The organism is Bosea beijingensis (genome assembly GCF_030758975.1).
Classification (GTDB): domain Bacteria; phylum Pseudomonadota; class Alphaproteobacteria; order Rhizobiales; family Beijerinckiaceae; genus Allobosea; species Allobosea beijingensis.
Genome location: NZ_CP132359.1, coordinates 2233861 through 2251345 on the forward strand (window position 1 = coordinate 2233861; position 17485 = coordinate 2251345).

General features: G+C 68.9%; 16 protein-coding genes. 9 read left to right on the forward strand and 7 right to left on the reverse strand.

Going from position 1 to position 17485, the window contains the following annotated elements; all coding sequences use genetic code 11:
• Positions 1–42: 42 nt before the first annotated feature.
• The 6 genes from Q9235_RS10745 (at position 43) to Q9235_RS10770 (ending at position 7266) form a co-directional block, all read left to right on the forward strand.
• The gene (locus tag Q9235_RS10745) at positions 43–684 is read left to right on the forward strand and encodes a hypothetical protein (RefSeq protein ID WP_306227081.1); all 642 of its coding nucleotides are present in this window, start codon (positions 43–45) and stop codon (positions 682–684) included.
• A gap of 145 nt (positions 685–829) precedes the next feature.
• Positions 830–2119, forward strand: coding sequence for a M16 family metallopeptidase (locus Q9235_RS10750; RefSeq protein ID WP_306227084.1), 1290 nt, complete (start codon positions 830–832; stop codon positions 2117–2119).
• Between the two features lie 58 nt (positions 2120–2177).
• The gene (locus Q9235_RS10755; RefSeq protein ID WP_306227086.1) at positions 2178–3473 is read left to right on the forward strand and encodes a M16 family metallopeptidase; all 1296 of its coding nucleotides are present in this window, start codon (positions 2178–2180) and stop codon (positions 3471–3473) included.
• Between the two features lie 38 nt (positions 3474–3511).
• On the forward strand, positions 3512–4837 hold the full coding sequence (locus Q9235_RS10760; RefSeq protein ID WP_306227087.1) for a glucose-6-phosphate isomerase: 1326 nt from the start codon (positions 3512–3514) through the stop codon (positions 4835–4837).
• Positions 4838–4994: 157 nt separating this feature from the next.
• Positions 4995–6800, forward strand: a complete 1806-nt coding sequence (gene mutL / locus Q9235_RS10765) for a DNA mismatch repair endonuclease MutL (protein ID WP_306227089.1) — start codon at positions 4995–4997, stop codon at positions 6798–6800.
• Positions 6801–6840: 40 nt separating this feature from the next.
• Positions 6841–7266 carry a GFA family protein gene (locus Q9235_RS10770; protein WP_306227091.1) on the forward strand — a complete coding sequence of 142 codons (426 nt, stop codon included), beginning with the start codon at positions 6841–6843 and terminating at the stop codon, positions 7264–7266.
• Between the two features lie 30 nt (positions 7267–7296).
• Here Q9235_RS10770 and rsmD read toward each other — a convergent pair whose 3' ends face one another.
• Positions 7297–7860: a 16S rRNA (guanine(966)-N(2))-methyltransferase RsmD gene (gene rsmD / locus Q9235_RS10775; protein WP_306227093.1), complete on the reverse strand. Its 564-nt coding sequence runs from the start codon at positions 7858–7860 to the stop codon at positions 7297–7299.
• Between the two features lie 3 nt (positions 7861–7863).
• Positions 7864–9522, reverse strand: coding sequence for a pseudouridine synthase (locus Q9235_RS10780; protein ID WP_422678365.1), 1659 nt, complete (start codon positions 9520–9522; stop codon positions 7864–7866).
• A 684-nt stretch (positions 9523–10206) separates the two neighbouring features.
• Here Q9235_RS10780 and Q9235_RS10785 point away from each other — a divergent pair.
• Positions 10207–10671 carry a nucleoside deaminase gene (locus Q9235_RS10785; protein WP_306227096.1) on the forward strand — a complete coding sequence of 155 codons (465 nt, stop codon included), beginning with the start codon at positions 10207–10209 and terminating at the stop codon, positions 10669–10671.
• 3 nt (positions 10672–10674) lie between these two features.
• Here the strand turns inward: Q9235_RS10785 and Q9235_RS10790 are convergent, their stop codons facing one another.
• Positions 10675–10926, reverse strand: coding sequence for a hypothetical protein (locus Q9235_RS10790; protein ID WP_306227097.1), 252 nt, complete (start codon positions 10924–10926; stop codon positions 10675–10677).
• A gap of 102 nt (positions 10927–11028) precedes the next feature.
• On the reverse strand, positions 11029–11772 hold the full coding sequence (locus Q9235_RS10795; protein ID WP_306227098.1) for a sulfite exporter TauE/SafE family protein: 744 nt from the start codon (positions 11770–11772) through the stop codon (positions 11029–11031).
• A 105-nt stretch (positions 11773–11877) separates the two neighbouring features.
• On the opposite strand from Q9235_RS10795, the gene Q9235_RS10800 reads away from it, so the two are divergent.
• On the forward strand, positions 11878–12624 hold the full coding sequence (locus Q9235_RS10800) for an ArsR/SmtB family transcription factor (RefSeq protein ID WP_306227100.1): 747 nt from the start codon (positions 11878–11880) through the stop codon (positions 12622–12624).
• Here the strand turns inward: Q9235_RS10800 and Q9235_RS10805 are convergent.
• The 3 genes from Q9235_RS10805 to purD all read right to left on the reverse strand — a co-directional run bounded on the left by Q9235_RS10805 (position 12584) and on the right by purD (position 15798).
• Positions 12584–13456, reverse strand: a complete 873-nt coding sequence (locus tag Q9235_RS10805; RefSeq protein WP_306227103.1) for a patatin-like phospholipase family protein — start codon at positions 13454–13456, stop codon at positions 12584–12586. The genes Q9235_RS10800 and Q9235_RS10805 overlap by 41 nt on opposite strands.
• Before the next feature lie 23 nt (positions 13457–13479).
• Positions 13480–14394, reverse strand: coding sequence for an alpha/beta fold hydrolase (locus tag Q9235_RS10810; RefSeq protein WP_306227105.1), 915 nt, complete (start codon positions 14392–14394; stop codon positions 13480–13482).
• A 126-nt stretch (positions 14395–14520) separates the two neighbouring features.
• Positions 14521–15798 carry a phosphoribosylamine--glycine ligase gene (gene purD / locus Q9235_RS10815; RefSeq protein WP_306227107.1) on the reverse strand — a complete coding sequence of 426 codons (1278 nt, stop codon included), beginning with the start codon at positions 15796–15798 and terminating at the stop codon, positions 14521–14523.
• 91 nt (positions 15799–15889) lie between these two features.
• Between purD and xseA the strand changes: the two genes are divergently transcribed.
• The gene (xseA, locus tag Q9235_RS10820) at positions 15890–17485 is read left to right on the forward strand and encodes an exodeoxyribonuclease VII large subunit (protein WP_306227109.1); all 1596 of its coding nucleotides are present in this window, start codon (positions 15890–15892) and stop codon (positions 17483–17485) included.

Genomic DNA, 17485 nt, shown 5'->3' on the forward strand with positions numbered 1-17485 from the left:
TGGGTTTCAGACATGGCGAGATTGTCCGAAGGGAGATTTGACATGGCCAAACGCATCCGCGTGGCTCATCTGCTCATCGTCGGCGGGCTTGTGCTCGGGGCGTCGCCTGCCTTCGCGCAGGAAGGCTCGCTCATCTACAACTTCATGCAGGGCGTCTTCGGCAAGGGAGAAGGGGCCGACATCGACTATCGTGCCCGCGCCCCGCTGGTCGTGCCGCCGAACTCGACGCTGCCGCGTCCGCAGCAGGCCGCCAGCGAGCGCAATGCCGCCTGGCCGAACGATCCTGACGTCCAGCGCCGCAAGGATGCGGCCAATCCGGCACCTTACGAGGAGCCTCTCGGCCTGAAGAACATCGCGCGCATGTCGCCCGAGGAGATTCGCCGCGGCCGGACGACGCGTGCGCCGGTCGGGCCGCGCTTCGCGGAGGACGACAACAACTACAACAACATCATCAAGCCGATCGTGGTTGGGCGCGAGATGGCCGCGCGTCAGGCCAAGGTCGACGAGAATGCCGCTGCCTACGGCTCCGAGCCGCCGCGCCGCACGCTCACCGAGCCGCCGACCGGCTATCGCCGCCCGGCTGGGACGGCTGCCCTCGGCCCGGGCAAGGGTGGCCCCGTCGAGGACAAGCAGTCTGCCGGTATCCGCGAGTTCTCGACCGGCCGTATCCCGGTGATCGAGTAAGCATCCCGGCAAAGGCGAGGGCCATCGTTCTGCTTTGATCGCCGGTTGCGATCGCCTCTTGCCGAAGCGGGGATGCCCGACCAAGTTGTCATGAAGGGCGGGCGCGTCGCGCCCGCCCTTTTTTCGATTGAGGAGACGGCAACAGGTGAACATCCATGCGCACCGGACCGACCTGGCGGAGCCGGTCGAATCCTTCCGGTTGGCCAATGGCCTCGATGTCGTCGTCGTGAAGGACCGGCGTGCGCCGGTCGTGACCCATATGGTCTGGTATCGCAACGGCTCGGCCGATGATCCGACCGGCAAGTCGGGCATCGCGCATTTCCTCGAGCACCTGATGTTCAAAGGCACCGAACGCTGGCCGGCGGGCGAATTCTCCAAGATCGTTGCCGGCTATGGCGGCCAGGAGAACGCCTTCACCTCCTTCGACTACACCGCCTATTTCCAGCGCGTGCCGAAAGAACATCTGCGCGCGATGATGGATTACGAAGCCGACCGCATGACCGGCCTCTCCTTTGACGAGAGCGTGGTCGCCCCCGAGCGCGACGTGGTGCTGGAGGAGCGGCGCATGCGCGTCGATTCCGACCCGTCCGCCCAGCTCGGCGAGGAATTCTCAGCGACGCTGTTCTTCCATCACCCGTATGGCACGCCGATCATCGGCTGGGAGCATGAGATCGAGCGCCTGAGCCGGGACGACGCCTTCGCCTATTACCAGCGCTTCTACACGCCCGAGAACGCGATCCTCGTTGTCGCCGGGGATACCGATGCCGCCGAGGTCCGCCGTCTCGCCGAGGAAACCTACGGCAAGATCGCGGCCCGTGGCGCGGCACCTGTCCGTTCCCGCCCGATCGAGCCGGAGCCTCGCGCCTCGCGCCGTGTCCAGCTCAACGATCCACGCGTGCAGCAGCCCTCTTTGCGCCGAGGCTGGCTGACCCCGACCTATACCGCCGGCGCGCGCGACGAGGTGCTCGCGCTCGAACTCGTTGCCGAGATCCTCGGTGGCGGCACCACCTCGCGGCTCTATCGCAGGCTCTGCGTCGAGGACGAACTGGCCGCCGGAGCCAGCGCCTATTTCATGGGCTCGATGGTCGATCGCGCCGCCTTCCAGATCTCCGCCAGTCCGCGCCCCGGCGTCGAGATGGCGGCAATGGAAGCCGGGCTCGATGCGGCGCTAGCCGCTTTCCTGGCGGATGGGCCGAGCGAGCTGGAACTGGCCCGCGCCCGCACGCGGCTGGTGGCGGAGACGGTCTTCGCTCGCGACAATCAGGCCTCGCTCGCCCGCATCTTCGGCTCGGCGCTCGCCGTGGGCGAGACGGTCGAGGACGTGCTGGCCTGGCCCGAGCGTATCGAGGCGGTCAGCCGCGAGGCCGTGGTCGAGGCGGCTCGCCGTTATCTCAAGCCTGATCGCAGCGTCACCGGCCTGCTGCTGCCGGCCTGACGCCGCCGCCCCGTGTTCGAACGGGCGGGTCCTTCGCGTCCCGCCGACAGGAAGCGCCATGAACGCCCCGATTCCGACGCCCAAGCTCAATACCGCCGGCCCCGCCATCGCCGTCCAGACCGTCCGCTCGCCCGGCGGCGTCGAGGCCTGGCTGGTCGAGGAGCACAGCCTGCCGCTGATCGCGGTCGATTTCGCCTTCGATGGTGGCGCCAGCCGCGATCCCGAGAACGCCGCCGGCAGCGCCTATCTGATTTCCGGCCTGCTCGACGAGGGCGCCGGCGATCTCGATGCCGAGGCCTTCCAGGGCCGCATGGCCGACCATGCCATCAGCCTCGGCTTCGACGCCCGCCGCGACGATTTCCACGGCTATCTCCAGACGCTTTCGACGCATCGCGACACGGCCTTCGACCTGCTCGGGCTGGCGCTCAACCAGCCGCGCTTCGATGCCGACGCCGTCGCCCGTGTCCGTGCCCAGGTCATCGCCGGCCTGCAGCGCCAGGCGAAGAACCCCGAGGTGATGTGCCGCAACGCGCTCTATGCCGCGGCCTTCCCGGGCCATGCCTATGGCCGGTCCGAGAAGGGCGATCTCGACAGCGTCTCCAGGCTGGAAGCTCCGGCGCTCAAGGCGCTGCGGCCGACGCTGTTGGATCGTGCGGGCCTCAAGATCGTCGTCGTCGGTGACATCACCGCGACCGAGTTGGCCGGGCGGCTGGATGCGCTGTTCGGCGGCCTGCCCAAGGGCGAGGTGCGGGCCCGTCCGGCTCAAGCCCTGCCGATCCAGGGGCTCGGCCAGACCCATGTCATCGATCTCGACGTGCCGCAGACCGTGCTGCGTTTCGTCGGGCCCGGCCTGATGTGGGACGATCCGGATTTCATCACCGCGAGCGTGCTGAACCACATCCTCGGCGGCTCGGCCTTCACCTCGCGCCTCTTCATGGAAGTGCGCGAGAAGCGCGGCCTCGCCTATGGCGTCTCCTCCAGCCTGATGCCCCTGCGCGAGAGCGCCATGCTGGTCGGCGGCACCGCCACCCGCAACGACCGCGCGGCTGAGTCGATGAAGGTGATCCGCGAGGAGATGCTCAAGCTCGCCGAGGAAGGCCCGACCGAGCACGAGGTCGAGGAGGCCAAGCGCTACATCGTCGGCTCCTACCCGTTGCGCTTCGACACCTCGCCGAAGATCGCCGGCGAATTGCTGGCGCTTGCCTTGCGCGGCGACACGCCGGATTTCCTCGCCCGGCGCAACGGCCTTTTCGCCGCGGTGACGCTGGCCGACGTCAAGCGCGTTGCGCATCGCCTCTTCGGCAACCCCGAACTGCTCGTGCAGGCGGTTGGCAAGCCGGTCGCCCTCGTCTGAAATAGCCTTCGTCTTCTCGTCGATACGGATAGGTCTACATGCTCCAGCAAAGCTTCGATCTCGCGCTTGAATCCAAGGTCGGCAAGGGCGGCATTCCCGATGCGGCCTTCGAGACGGCGCTGGCCGATCTCAAGCCCGCGTTGGCGAAGCTGCAGGCGCAGGCCAAGGATGGCACGCTGCCGCTGCTGAAGCTGCCGAGCGACACGGCCGATCTCGGCCCCGTGAAGGCCGCTGCTGCGCGGCTGAAATCCGGCGGCACGACCGATGTCCTCGTGCTCGGCACCGGCGGCTCCAGCCTCGGCGGCCAGACCCTGGCGCAACTCACCGGCTACGGCATCGCCGGCCTGTCGCAGTTCACGCCCGGCCCGCATGTCCATTTCATCGACAATCTCGACCCGGCGACCTATGCGGCCTTGCTCGCGAAGCTTCCGCTCAAGACGACCAAATTCGTCGCGATCTCGAAATCGGGCGGCACCGGCGAGACCCTGCTGCAATCGATCGCGGCGATCGAGGCCTTGCGTGGCGCGCATCTGACCGACCCGCAGATCGGCCAGCATTTCGAGGGCCTGTCAGAGCCCGCCAAATCCGGCAAGCTGCATCCGCTGCGCGCCTTGCTCGAGCCCTTCGGTACGCCCTTCCTTGAACACCATACCGATGTCGGCGGCCGCTATTCCGTGCTGACCAATTGCGGCCTGCTGCCGGCCGCCGTGCTCGGCCTCGACATCGAGGCGCTGCGCCTCGGCGCCGGCCGTGCCGTCGCGCCGCTCTTCGCCGGCAAAGACGTCCGCGAGACGCCGGCTGCGGTCGGTGCGGCGTTGCATCTTGCCGCGATGCGCTCGGGCAAGAACATCGCCGTGCTCATGCCCTATGCCGACAAGCTCGCCTTGCTCACCCGCTGGTGGATGCAGCTCTGGGCGGAGAGCCTCGGCAAGGACGGGCAGGGCACCCAGCCCGTCGGCGCGCTCGGCCCGGTCGACCAGCATTCGCAGCAGCAGCTCTATCTCGCCGGCCCCAAGGACAAGTTCTTCACGGTCATCACCACGAGCGTGAAGGGCAAGGGGCCGCAGATCGACGCCGCCCTCGCCGAGAAGATCGGGCAGGCCGATTTCGCCGGCAAGACGATTGGCGACCTCGTCGCGGCGCAGGGTGTCGCTATGATCGACACCTTCGCCAAGAACAGCTGCGCTGTCAGACGCTTCCATGTCGAACATATAGACGAGACCAGCCATGGCGAGATGCTGATGCATTTCATGCTGGAGACGATCCTGACCGGTTATGCGATGGGCGTGGACCCGTTCGACCAGCCGGCGGTGGAGGAGGCTAAGCTCCTCGCCAAGCGCTATCTTGCCGAAGGGCGGGCCTGAGGCGCGTTTTCCGGTAGAGGCACGTCATGCTCGGGCTTGACCCGAGCATCTCATGACATGAAGGCTCAGGAGCCTCTTTCGGAGAGAGATTCTCGGGTCTGCGCTTCGCTCCGCCCGAGAATGACGAGCCCAGTTTGCCGATGATCGCCAGAGTTCCATGACCGTCCGCCGCCTCGATCCCATCCTGGTCGATCGCATCGCCGCCGGCGAGGTGATCGAGCGGCCGGCTGCGGCCGTAAAGGAGCTGGTCGAGAACGCGATCGATGCCGGCGCGCGGTCGATCGCGGTGACCATTCAGGGCGGCGGGCGTGAACTGATCCGCGTCGTCGATGACGGCGCGGGCATGACGCCGGAAGACCTCGAGCTCGCTGTCGACCGTCATGCCACCTCGAAACTCCCCGACGGCGATCTCTTTGCCATCGACACGCTCGGCTTCCGTGGCGAGGCGCTGCCTTCGATCGGGTCGGTCGCAAGGCTCTCGATCGCGACACGCCGGCGCGACGCAGCTCAGGGGTCAGGTCTTGTCGTCGAAGCCGGAGAGAAGGGCGTGGTCCGCCCCGTCGCCGCGGCGCCCGGCACGCGCATCGAGGTCAGCGACCTCTTCATCTTCACCCCGGCCCGCCTGAAATTCCTGAAGAGCGACCGGGCCGAGGCGCAGGCCGTCTCCGAGATGCTGAGGCGCCTCGCCATCGCCCATCCCGAGATCCGCTTCTCGCTCGAAGGCGAGCATATCAGCGCCTTCGACTGGCCGGCGGAGCCGATCGGCGAGGAGGGCCTGCTGCGCCGTCTCGGCCGCGCGCTTGGTCGCGACTTTCCCGAGAATGCGCTCAGGATCGAGGCTGAGCGCGAGGGTTTCGGCATCTCCGGCTTCGCCGGCCTGCCGACCTTCCATCGTGGCACCTCGGCCGGCGTGCATCTTTCCGTCAACGGCCGGCCGGTGCGCGATAAATTGCTGCTCTCGGCCGTGCGCGGCGCCTATGCCGATGTCGTGCCCTCCGACCGCCATCCGGTGCTCTTCCTCGATATCGGCTGCGATCCGCGCTCGGTCGACGTCAACGTCCACCCCGCCAAGAGCGAGGTCCGCTTCCGTGATCCTGCATTGGTGCGCGGCCTCGTCGTCTCCGGCCTGAAGGCCGCGCTCGCTGCCGCCGGCCATCGCGCCACCACGACGGGCGGCGCCCGCACGCTCGACGCCTTCCGCGCCGTGCTCTCGATGGGCGGCAGCGGCAGCGCGATCCCGCGCCCGTCCTTCCCGCAGGCGCAGAGCTGGAGCGCGCCGACCCCGCACCCGGCAAGCGCCCCGCAACCCGGCTTCTCGGATTTCGCTGCGCCTTCAGCGGACGCCCGCGCCCATCTCGCGGAGCCTTCGCCCGACGCGCTCGACCGGCCGCTCGGCGCTGCGCGCGCCCAGGTCCACGAGACCTATATCGTCGCCCAGACCCGCGAGGGCGTCGTCATCGTCGACCAGCACGCCGCCCATGAGCGGCTGGTCTATGAACGCCTCAAGGCCGAGCGCGCCCGCAATGGCATCGCGCGCCAGCCCCTGCTCCTGCCCGAAGTGGTCGAGCTCGACCCGGTCGATGCCGACCGCCTGATCGCGGCGGGCGGCGAGCTCGAAAGCCTCGGGCTCGTGCTTGAATCCTTTGGTCCGGGCGCGGTGCTGGTGCGCGAGGCGCCGAGCCAGCTTGCCGGCGGCAATCTCCAGCGCCTCGTCAGCGACGTCGCCGATGCGCTCGCTGAACACGGCACGGCGGGCTCGCTGGAGCGCCGGCTCGACCATGTGCTGGCGACGATGGCATGCCATAACTCGGTCCGCGCCGGCCGCCGGATGCGCCCGGAGGAGATGGACGCGTTGCTGCGCGAGATGGAGATCACGCCCAATTCCGGCCAGTGCAACCACGGCCGGCCGACCTATGTCGAATTGAAGCTGTCGGACATCGAGCGGCTGTTCGGGCGACGGTAAGCGCGTATAAGGCGCCGGGATATCCATCAAGGAGACGGCGATGGCAGACAGCAACATCGTTCAGGCGGCCTGTCACTGCAAAGGCGTCCGCTTCGAAGCGACATTGGTCGACGGCATGAACACCGCGCGCCGCTGCGATTGCTCGTTCTGCCGCATGCGCGGCGCGGTCGTCGTGTCGGCGAGCGAGGTCCGGATCGTCTCGGGCGATGACAAGCTCGGCGAGTACCAGTTCAACACCCGGACGGCGAAGCACTATTTCTGCCTGGGCTGCGGCATCTACACCCATCACCAGCGCCGCTCGAATCCCGGTCAGCTCGGGGTAAACGTCGCCTGCATCGCTGGCGCCAGCCCCTTCGATTTCCGGGAGCTGCAGGTCAATGACGGCATCAACCACCCCAGCGATAGGCCCGCCGGGTCGAAGGCGGGGATCGCGGGCATCCTGCGCTACGAGCCGACCCAGGGCTGAGGTCTGCAAGGCGGGTGCAGCGCCGGGTGCCTAGGAAGTCACCCGCAGCAGCAGCACCTGCGTCTCGCCGTAAGCCCGCCGCTCCAGCTCCTCGAAGCCCTTGGGGGGGCTGATCTCGGCATCGGCGGCCTCTTCCAGCACGATCAGCGCGTCCGGCGCGAGCCAGCCACCTTCGCGGGCTGAGATGAGCGCCTTCTCGCCAAGGCCCTTGCGATAAGGAGGGTCGCAGAAGACGAGGCCGAACGGCGCCATGCCGGTGATCGGGCCGAGCTTGGTGGCGTCCCGGCGGAAGATGCGGCTGAAGCCGGCGACACCGAGCGCCATCTGGTTCTCGCGGATGATGCCGCGTGCCTCGGTGCCGTCATCGACCAGCAGCGCGAAGCCCGCGCCGCGCGAAAGCGCCTCGAAGCCGAGCGCACCCGTGCCGGCGAAGAGATCGAGCACGCGCGCGCCCTCGACCGCGTCGCCATAGGCATGCACGAGCACGTTGAACAGGGATTCGCGCAGACGGTCCGAGGTCGGCCGGATGCTGCCGATCCCCGGTTTTGGACCGGCCAGGGGCCGGCCGCCCAGGCGTCCGCCGACGATCCGCATCGCTTAGTCGCGCTTGCCGCCGCGCGGGCCGCCGCCCGGGCGCGGACCACGTCCGCCCGGGCGCCTGCCACCCGGCTTGCCACCGAAGGGACGGCCGCCGCCGGCCGGCCTTTCCGAAGAGCGGGAACCGAAGCCCTTGCCGCCCGGCTTGTCGCCGAAGCTGCGGCCGCGGGGCCGATCGTCGCCTGAGCGCTCCGAAGAGCGGCTCCCGAAGCTCTTGGCCCCGAAATCCCTGCCGCCTGGCTTGTCGCCGAAGCTGCGACCGCGCGGCCGGTCCTCGGCCGAGCGTTCACGGAAGGCGCGGGCAGGGCGCTCGGCGCCATCGCGTGGCGCGCGCTCGGGACGCTCGCCGCGTGGCGCGCGATCCTCCCAGGGGCGGTCGCCGCCGCGGTCACGCTCGCCGGCATCGCTGCGCGGGCGCCGCGCCGGCCGCTCGTCGCCACTGGTGCGCGAGAGGGGACGTGACGTGCGCATCTCGTCGTTACCACGGTCCTGGGCACCGCGCTGCTGGCGCGGCATGCGGTCGGGCCTGCGCTTGCTCTCGCGGGCGGGAGCGTCGCGCTCCTCCGCTACGGGCGCGCTGACGCGCTCGACCAGCACGCGCCGGCCCTTGGGATCGGCGATCGGCGTGTCGCGACGACGTTTCACGTCGCCCGAGGCCTCTCGCTCCTGCCGCTCCAGCTTCGGATCGGCGCCGCGGCGCGGCGGCGCCTTGCGGGCGCGCTGCGGCTCGGTCTCGGCATCGCGCCAGGTGGTGCGGGTCCAGGGCTTGTCGCCGCGCAATTCGCGCACGGCGTCGCGGCGCGTCTCGTGTTCATCCTCGTCGGGTTCGCGACGGCGGCGCGGGCGGTCGTCGCCGGCCGGCGCTGGGCGCGGCGCGGCAGGCAGGGCATCGCGGCGCGGCGATTCGAAATCGGCGCCGGCCTTGGCTGCGAGTTCGGTGCCGAGCTGGTCCTGCAGCACGCGCGAGCGGATCTCGTCGACCTCGCCCTCTTCGAGATCGCCGAGCTGGAACGGCCCGAAGGAGATGCGGATCAGCCGGTTCACCGTCAGCCCGAGATGCTCGAGCACGGTCTTGACCTCGCGGTTCTTGCCCTCGCGCAGGTCGACTGTCAGCCAGGTGTTGAAGCCCTGCTGGCGCTCGAAGCGGGCGGTCACCGGGCCATACTGGATGCCGTCGATGGTGACGCCGTCCCTCACCGTGTCGAGCATGTCCTGCGTCACCTCGCCGAAGGCGCGCACGCGGTAGCGCCGGAGCCAGCCGGTCTCCGGCAGCTCCAGCACGCGCGCCAGCCCGCCATCGTTGGTCAGCAGCAGCAGGCCTTCGGTGTTGATGTCGAGCCGGCCGATCGTCAGCACGCGCGGCAGGTCTTCCGGCAGCACGTCGAAGACGGTCGGGCGGCCTTCCGGGTCGAAATTGGTCGTCACCACGCCGCGGGGCTTGTGGTAGAGCCAGAGCCGCGTGCGCTCGCGGGCCGGCAAGGGCTCGCCGTCGATCAGCACGATATCGGTCGGCTTCACGTCGAGGGCCGGGCTGTCCAGCACAGTGCCGTTCACGCTCACGCGGCCTTCTGCGATCATCGCCTCGCTGTCGCGGCGCGAGGCGACGCCGGCCCGCGCCATCACCTTGGCGATCCGCTCCGGCTCCTCCGCCGTGATCAGCTTGCGCTCGGGCTGAGCCTCGCGCGGACGGCGCGGGCGGTCATCCTGACCCTCGAAGCGCGGCGCGCGCGGACGCGAAAAACGCTTCTCGCCATCGCGGCCCTCGCCGCGCGGCGGCCGGTCGCCCTGCGGCCGGTCGCGGCCGGCGAAGGGACGGTCGCCTGTGCGGCGCGGACGCTCCTCGCCGGAGCGCTCGCGGAAGCCACGGCCTTCGCCTTCGGCCCTGGCGCGAACCGGCCGGTCGCCATCGAAGCGGCGCGGGCGCGGAGCCTCACCCTCGGCGCCAGTGGGGCGATCGAAGCGGCGGGTCGGGCGTTCGTCACCGGCCGAGTGGCCGCGGAACGGCTTGCGCTCGCCGTCCCGGGCAGGGCGATCATCGCCGCCCGAACGGCTGCGGAACGGCTTGCGCTCGCCATCGCGCGCAGGTCCACGGCCTTCGCCGCCTGAACGGCTGCCGAACGGCTTGCCACCGAAGCCTTTGCCGCCGGAGCCGGGTCCACGGCCGCCGGCGCCGCCGCCCTTGCGTGGGCCGCGGCCTCTGTTGTTGTCGTCGTCTTTCATGGTTGCTCCTGAGCCGGCCGAGCACAACCGCTTTGCGGGAAAGGCCTGGCTCGCTTATTCGCTATAACCGGCGCTTGTAGCAGAGGCTTTCCCTTGCTGCGAGCGCCAAAGCTGGGGTTTTCGATGTCGCCGCCGCAACACTCATCCACGATCGACGCCATGGCGCTCGCCTTCGACGAGGCGAAGGCGGCTGCCCTGCGTGGCGAGGTGCCGGTTGGCGCGGTGATCATGCGCGACGGCGTGGTCCTCGGCCGTGCCGGCAACCGCACGCTGGAGCTGAACGACCCGACCGCCCATGCCGAGATGCTTGCGCTGCGGTTGGCCTGCGAAGCGATCGGCAGCGAGCGGCTGGTCGGCTGCGATCTCTATGTCACGCTCGAACCCTGCCCGATGTGCGCGGCGGCGATATCGTTTTCCCGGATCAGGCGGCTCTATTTCGGCGCGGGCGATCCGAAGGGCGGCGCGGTCGAGAACGGCGTCAGGCTCTATGAGAGCCCGACCTGCCATCATGCGCCCGAAATCTATGGCGGCCTGCGCGAGACGGAAGCCGCGGCGCTGTTGCGGGACTTCTTCCGCGACAGGCGCTGACGCTCAGGTATCGGACGAGGCGATGCCGAATTTCGCGGAGAGCTGCGCGCGGTCCATGCAGGAGACGTCATAGGTCACCTGCCGGCCCTTGAATTCCGGGCGTTTGCCGAATTCCCGGGTCATCGTGCTGGCTATGTCGTCGATCCGCGCCTCGCAGGCCTGCACCGTGGTGAAGCCCATTTCGCTGATGCGGCTGGTCGCGCAATGCGTCTCGCCGGCGACGCAGGCCATGATGACCATGGTGAAGGCATCCATGCGAGGCGCTCCTGTTGCTGCCGGTCGAGGCTGCGCCCGTATGGTGAACGCTTGGTTAAGCCCGGCGAGATGATCCTGTTTCCCTAAGCAAGGGCCGGACCATCAGGCAAGGCTGCGCCAGCAGAGATAGGCGCCGAGCGCCAGCAACCCTGTGAAGAAGCAGATCTTGAAGGTCGCGGGCGAGATGCGGCCGCGGATGAACTGCCCCGCGCTCATGCCGATCAGCGCCGGGACGAGCGCCAGCAGCGACTGCCAGGCGACGGTGCCGTTGAGCGCTCCGGCGCCGATCAGGCCGAAGGAGAGCGCCAGCGTCGAGACGATGAAGGAGATGCCGAGCGCCTGCACCAGCTCGTCCTTGTCGAAGCCCAGCGCCTGCAGATAGGGCACGGCCGGGAGAACGAAGACGCCGGTCGCAGCGGTGACGACACCGGTCGTGAAGCCGATGACCGGGCCGAGCCAGCCTTCCCAGCGGGGCGGCACGCGCAGCTTTGCAGCCTTCAGGCCGACGAGTGCATAGAGGATGAGCGCCGCGCCGAGCCAGAGCGTGGCGCTGCCATCCTTCTGCTGCTGCAGCAGGCCGGCGCCGGCCCAGGTGCCGAGGCAGATGGCGGCGAGCATTGGCCAGAGCCGCTTCAGCGTGGTGCCGAGCTTCGGCCCGGTCGCGATCTGCCAGCCATTGGTGACGAGATTGGGCACGACCAGCAGGGCCGCCGCCTGCGCGGGTGCCATGACCACGCCGAGGATACCCACCGCGATGGTCGGCAAGCCCAGCCCGATCACGCCCTTGACGAAGCCGGCGAGCACGAAGGTCGCGGTGACGAAGAGGAGGAGAGTCGTGTTGTCCATGCCCTGCTTGTGGCATCGTTGACGGCGGCTGTCGCGACCTGATGCTACGGCCGCCGCCGTAGCGTTCCTGCTTGCGATGCGGCGGCGGCGGAGCATGATGCGATCATGAGCACGCAAGGTCCCTATCTCGCGGAGATCGCCCATCTGATGGGTGATCCGGCCCGCGCCAACATGCTGCATGCGCTGATGGACGGCCGCGCGCTGACGGCGAAGGAACTCGCCTGGATCGCCGGCGTCGCGCCGCAGACGGCGAGCGGCCATCTGGCCAAGCTGATGCAGGGCAACCTGATCGACGTCGCCGTGCAGGGGCGCCATCGCTATTATCGGCTGGCCGGGCCGGAGGTCGCGACGGCGCTGGAAGGCCTGATGGTGCTCGCCAATCTCGACGGCACCAGCCGGCGCCTGCCGTCCCGCGTTGGGGCGGAACTGAGCCAGGCCCGCACCTGCTACGACCATTTCGCCGGAAGGCTCGGCATCGGCATCCATGACGCGCTGATGGCCGGCGGTCATCTCGCCGCCAGCGAGGGCGGCTATGCGCTGACGACCTCGGGCAAGGCGATCTTCCGGGCGCTGGGCCTCGATCCCGACGCTTCTGCCAGGAGCCGCCGCGCCGCCTTGCGGCCCTGCCTCGACTGGAGCGAGCGCCGGCCGCATCTTGCCGGCCATCTCGCGGCCACGCTCGCATGCCGCTGCTTCGAGATGGATTGGGTTCGCCGCCGCAAGGACAGCCGCGCCGTCATCCTGACCGAGGAAGGGCGAGGGGTCTTGGAGGCTGCATTGCCCGGCTTCCGTTGCGATGCGCCGGAGCCGGTCAGCCCTCCGCGTCGAGAGCCCGTTCCAGCGCTCGCTTGACCTCGTCCTTGATCGGCTCTGCCGCTGCGAGGATCACCTTCGCCTTGAAGAAATCGAGCCCGCCGATGCGGTCGGCACCCGCCCGGATCAGGATATCCGGCGGCTCCTGCTCGATCAGGCGCTGGACCAGCGTGCGCGTCAGGATCTGCGAGGCGCCGACGATCGCTTCCAACGCGCCGGGAATGCGGGCCTCGCCGGGCTCTGTCATGGGTGCGCTGACATCGACCGCGACGGTGATGCGGCCGGGCGCCAGCAGCTCGCGATAGGGCAGGGGATCGATCGCGCCGCCATCGATCAGCACGCGCCCGCCGAGCGCAACCGGCCGCACCAGCCCGGGAATGGCGAGCGAAGCGGCGACGGCCGGCGTCAGCGGCCCTTCGCTCAGCGTCACTGTGGCATACCGGTGGTAATCCGCCGCGATCGCGGTGAACGGGATTGCCAATTCCTCGAAGCGGTCGGGCACCGCCTCCGGCCAGAACAGGTCGAGCAGGCGTTCGCCGTCGATCAGCACGGGATTGCCGAGCCCGCGCACGAGATCGGCGAGCTTGCCGACGCGGCAATCGAGCAGGCGCGCGATCACCCGCGCTCGGTCGCGGAAGGTCGCAAGCACGTGCTCGCGCAAGTCCCGGCCGGACAGCCCGGCCGCGTAGGCCGCCCCGATGATGGCGCCGATCGAGCAGCCGGCAATGCGGGCGGGCTTGAGGCCGAGCTCGTCAAAGGCCTCCAGCACGGAAATATGGCTGAGACCTCGCGCCCCGCCAGCCCCGAGCACGAGCGCGATCTCGGGCGCTTTCCTGGTTTGTGCGGACTTGGCGGTACGGGAACCCGGCATGCCCAATGTTCCCGTGGATCGGTTCAGGCCGAAGCCTGCGCCAGAAATGGCTTCAGCGCTGCCAGCGTGTCCTGCGGATTCTCCTCGGGGAGGAAGTGGCCGCTGTCGATCGCCTGTCCCTCAGCCTGCGGGGCGAAAGTCTCGCGCCAGACATCAAGCGGGCTTGCGCCCTTCGCCGGAATTCCTGCTTCGCCCCAAAGCACGAGCGTCGGGCAGAGGATGCGCTTGTTCGCCGCGAGATCAGCCTTGTCGTGTTCGACATCGGTCGTGGCGCCGGCGCGGTAATCCTCACAGGCCGCGTGCGTGCGCGAGGGATCGCTGAAGGATTCCGCATAGGATTGCATCGCCAGCGGGTCGAACAGGTCGAGGTTCTTTGCCCGGCTCCAGCTCGCGATCGTGCGGTCGAGCCAGCCGGCCGGATCGGCCTTCAGCAGGTTCTCCGGGATCGGCTCGGGCTGGGCCAGGAAGGTCCAGTGATAGACCTGCATGGCGCGTGCCGCGTTCATGCCCTCCCACATCGAGACGGTCGGCAGGATGTCGAGCAGGACGAGGTGCTCGACGCGGCCGGGATGGTCGAGCGCGAGGCGGTAGGCGACGCGCGCGCCGCGATCATGGCCGATCACGCCGAAGCGGATATGGCCGAGCGCCTGCATCACCGCGACAATGTCCTCGCCCATGCCGCGCTTCGTATAGGTCTCCTCCCCGCCATCACCATGCGGCGCGGCCGACCAGCCATAGCCGCGCAGGTCGGGGCAGACGACGGTGTGCGTCTTGGCCAGTTCCGGCGCCAGTCGGTGCCATTCGGCATGAGTCTGCGGAAAGCCGTGGATCAGCACGAGAGGCGGGCCTTCGCCGCCGACGCGCGCGAAGATCTTGCCGACCGGCCCGTCGATCCAATGCGCCTTGAAGCCGGGGAAGAGGGAGTCGATGTTCGCCATGGCCGGGAGCATAGGCATCGGCCCGAAAAGTGGGAACCGGTTTTCGGCTCAAGTCGATGCGAGAGAAATCATGACACCGATCGAATGCTGCATTTCGATTGGTGTCATGCCCGTCACAACGTCCTGTCAGCCTTGCTCGCGCTTCACCGCCTGCCAGCCGATATCGCGACGGCAGAAGCCGCCCGGCCAGTCGATCTTGTCGACGGCCTCATAGGCCCGCTTCTGCGCCTCGCCGACGCTCTTGCCGAGCGCGACGACGTTCAGCACCCGTCCGCCATTGGCGACGAGATCGCCGTTCGAGAGCTTCGTGCCGGCATGGAAGACGAGCACCTCGTCCAGCGCCTCCGCCTTCTCGACACCCTGGATGACGCTGCCGGTTTCCGGCTTGGCCGGGTAGCCCTTTGCCGCGAGCACGACGGTCAGCGCCGCCTCGTCGCGCCAGCGCAGGTCGACCCGGTCGAGCACGCCGTCGCAGGCGGCGAGCAGCGCCGGCACGATGTCGCTTTTCAGGCGCGGCATCAGCACCTCGCATTCGGGATCGCCGAAGCGGGTGTTGTATTCAATCAGCTTCGGCCCCTGCGCGGTGATCATCAGCCCGGCGAAGAGCACGCCCTGGAACGGCGTGCCGCGCTTCGTCATGCCGGCGAGCGTCGGCCGGATGATCTCGGCCATGACGCGCTCTGTCAGCGCGGGTGTCATCACCGGGGCCGGCGAATAGGCGCCCATGCCGCCGGTATTTGGGCCGGTATCGCCGTCGCCGACGCGCTTGTGGTCCTGCGCCGAGGCGAGCGCCAGCGCATGCGTGCCGTCGCAGAGCGCGAAGAAGCTGGCTTCCTCGCCGATCATCCATTCCTCGACCACGACCTCGGCACCGGCCGCGCCGAAGCTGCCCGAGAACATCATGTCGATGGCCTCGTTCGCCTCATCCAGCGTCTGCGCCATGATCACGCCCTTGCCTGCAGCGAGCCCGTCGGCCTTGATCACGATCGGCGCGCCCTGGGCGGCGACATAGGCCTTGGCGGAGGCCGCATCGCCGAAGCGTCCGAAGCCTGCGGTTGGGATGCCGAATTCGGCGCAGAGCTCCTTGGTGAAACCCTTCGAGCCTTCGAGCTGGGCTGCGGCCTTCGACGGGCCGAAGACCTTGATTCCGGCGGCGCGGAGATCGTCGGCGATGCCGACGACGAGCGGTCCCTCCGGCCCGACGACGACGAGGCCGATCCCCTGCAGATGGCAGAAGGCGACGACGGCGGCATGATCGGCGATATCGATCACGACATTCTCGCCGCAATGGGCGGTGCCTGGATTGCCCGGCGCGATGAACAGCGTGTCGCAGAGCGGCGAAGCCGAAATCGCCCAGGCGAGCGCATGCTCGCGGCCGCCCGAACCGATCAGAAGAATATTCATTGCGCTCTCCGCTCCGTCATGGGCGCAATAGCGGCACAGCGCCCGTCGGGCAACGCTTCTGCTGTATCGCCCGTCCGGCTATGGTCCGGCCATGACCAGCGAATCGCAGCAGTCGACCGGCAATGCGCCCGAATGGAGCGTCTCGGACCTCTCGGGAGCGCTGAAGCGCACGATCGAGGACAATTTCGGCTTCGTGCGCGTGCGCGGCGAGATTTCCGGCTATCGCGGCCCGGTCGCCTCCGGCCATGTCTATTTCTCGCTCAAGGACACTAACGCCAAGATCGATGCGGTGATCTGGAAGGGCGTGTTCGGCCGCCTGAAGACGCGGCCCCAGGAAGGACTGGAGGTGATCGCCACCGGCAAGATCACCACCTTCGCCGGCAAGTCGAGCTACCAGATCGTCATCGATTCGCTGGAGCTGGCCGGTGCCGGCGCGCTGATGGCGCTGCTGGAGGAGCGCCGCAAGCGGCTCGCCGCCGAAGGGCTCTTCGCCGAGGAACGCAAGCAGCTCATCCCCTATCTGCCCACGGTGATCGGCGTCGTGACCTCGCCGACCGGCGCGGTCATCCGCGACATCCTGCACCGCCTTGAGGATCGCTTTCCGCGCCATGTCCTGGTCTGGCCGGTGAGGGTGCAGGGCGAGACCAGCGCGGCCGAAGTCGCCAATGCCATCGCCGGATTCAACGCGTTGCCGGCAGGCGGGCGCATTCCCCGGCCTGACGTCATCATCGTCGCGCGTGGCGGCGGCTCGCTCGAAGACCTGATGAGCTTCAACGAGGAGATCGTGGTCCGTGCCGCCGCCTCCTCGGAGATTCCGCTGGTTTCCGCGGTCGGCCACGAGACCGACTGGACCTTGATCGACCACGCCGCCGACCTGCGAGCGCCCACGCCGACGGGTGCCGCCGAGAAAGTCGTGCCGGTACGCGCCGAGCTGATGGGCTTCATTGCCGATCTCGCACGCCGCCATGCCGGGGCGATGCTTCGCTTGTCCGATCGCCGCCGCAGCGACCTGCGCGCGCTCGCGCGCGCCTTGCCGGGGCCTGAGGCCGTCCTCTCCGGCCCGCGCCAGCGGCTCGACCTCGCCGCGACGCGGCTGGCGCCAGCCCTTGCCCGCAACGCCCGCACGCATGAATTGAAGCTTCAGGGACTTGCACGACGCCTCGCGGATAATTCACCGCGCGTTCGCCTTGCGAAATTGCGAGGGGAGCTTGTTGGTTTCGGTCGCGTATTAGCCGCAGCGCGGAGCAACGCCATCGCCGGGGAGCGCACCCGGATCGCCAACGCTCGCGATCGCCTCGCTACGCTGGAAACGCGCGCACGCAATGCCTTCGGCCAGAGCCTGATTCAGCGTCGCGAACGCGGTACTGCTGTGGCTGAGCGCGCCGAGCGCGCCTTCGGCCAGGCGCTGCATCGCCGCACTGACCGGCTGGCCTCGCTCTGGGCGCTGATCCGCTCGCTCGGGCCGGAAGCGGTGCTCTCCCGCGGCTATGCCCTGATCCGCGACGAGGCCGGGGCGCTGGTGCGCAGCGTCGAGGCCGCCCAGCCGGGCAGGGCGCTCTCGGTGCAGCTCGCCGATGGCAGCTTCGGCGTCACCGTCTCGGGCGGCGAGGCTGGTGGAACGAAGCCGTCTGCGCCACGCCCGGTTCGCAAGGGTCCGCCATCGGGATCGCAAGGCGATCTGTTCTAG

What these genes read in the sequence shown, in the direction of transcription:
- Q9235_RS10770 (WP_306227091.1), top strand. Translation starts at nt 6,841, where the DNA reads ATGGCAGACAGCAACATCGTTCAGGCGGCCTGTCACTGCAAAGGCGTC.
- Q9235_RS10790 (WP_306227097.1), bottom strand. Translation starts at nt 10,926, where the DNA reads ATGGATGCCTTCACCATGGTCATCATGGCCTGCGTCGCCGGCGAGACG.
- xseA (WP_306227109.1), top strand. Translation starts at nt 15,890, where the DNA reads ATGACCAGCGAATCGCAGCAGTCGACCGGCAATGCGCCCGAATGGAGC.
- Q9235_RS10800 (WP_306227100.1), top strand. Translation starts at nt 11,878, where the DNA reads ATGAGCACGCAAGGTCCCTATCTCGCGGAGATCGCCCATCTGATGGGT.
- Q9235_RS10755 (WP_306227086.1), top strand. Translation starts at nt 2,178, where the DNA reads ATGAACGCCCCGATTCCGACGCCCAAGCTCAATACCGCCGGCCCCGCC.
- Q9235_RS10785 (WP_306227096.1), top strand. Translation starts at nt 10,207, where the DNA reads ATGTCGCCGCCGCAACACTCATCCACGATCGACGCCATGGCGCTCGCC.
- mutL (WP_306227089.1), top strand. Translation starts at nt 4,995, where the DNA reads ATGACCGTCCGCCGCCTCGATCCCATCCTGGTCGATCGCATCGCCGCC.
- Q9235_RS10810 (WP_306227105.1), bottom strand. Translation starts at nt 14,394, where the DNA reads ATGGCGAACATCGACTCCCTCTTCCCCGGCTTCAAGGCGCATTGGATC.
- Q9235_RS10805 (WP_306227103.1), bottom strand. Translation starts at nt 13,456, where the DNA reads ATGCCGGGTTCCCGTACCGCCAAGTCCGCACAAACCAGGAAAGCGCCC.
- Q9235_RS10795 (WP_306227098.1), bottom strand. Translation starts at nt 11,772, where the DNA reads ATGGACAACACGACTCTCCTCCTCTTCGTCACCGCGACCTTCGTGCTC.
- purD (WP_306227107.1), bottom strand. Translation starts at nt 15,798, where the DNA reads ATGAATATTCTTCTGATCGGTTCGGGCGGCCGCGAGCATGCGCTCGCC.
- Q9235_RS10760 (WP_306227087.1), top strand. Translation starts at nt 3,512, where the DNA reads ATGCTCCAGCAAAGCTTCGATCTCGCGCTTGAATCCAAGGTCGGCAAG.
- rsmD (WP_306227093.1), bottom strand. Translation starts at nt 7,860, where the DNA reads ATGCGGATCGTCGGCGGACGCCTGGGCGGCCGGCCCCTGGCCGGTCCA.
- Q9235_RS10745 (WP_306227081.1), top strand. Translation starts at nt 43, where the DNA reads ATGGCCAAACGCATCCGCGTGGCTCATCTGCTCATCGTCGGCGGGCTT.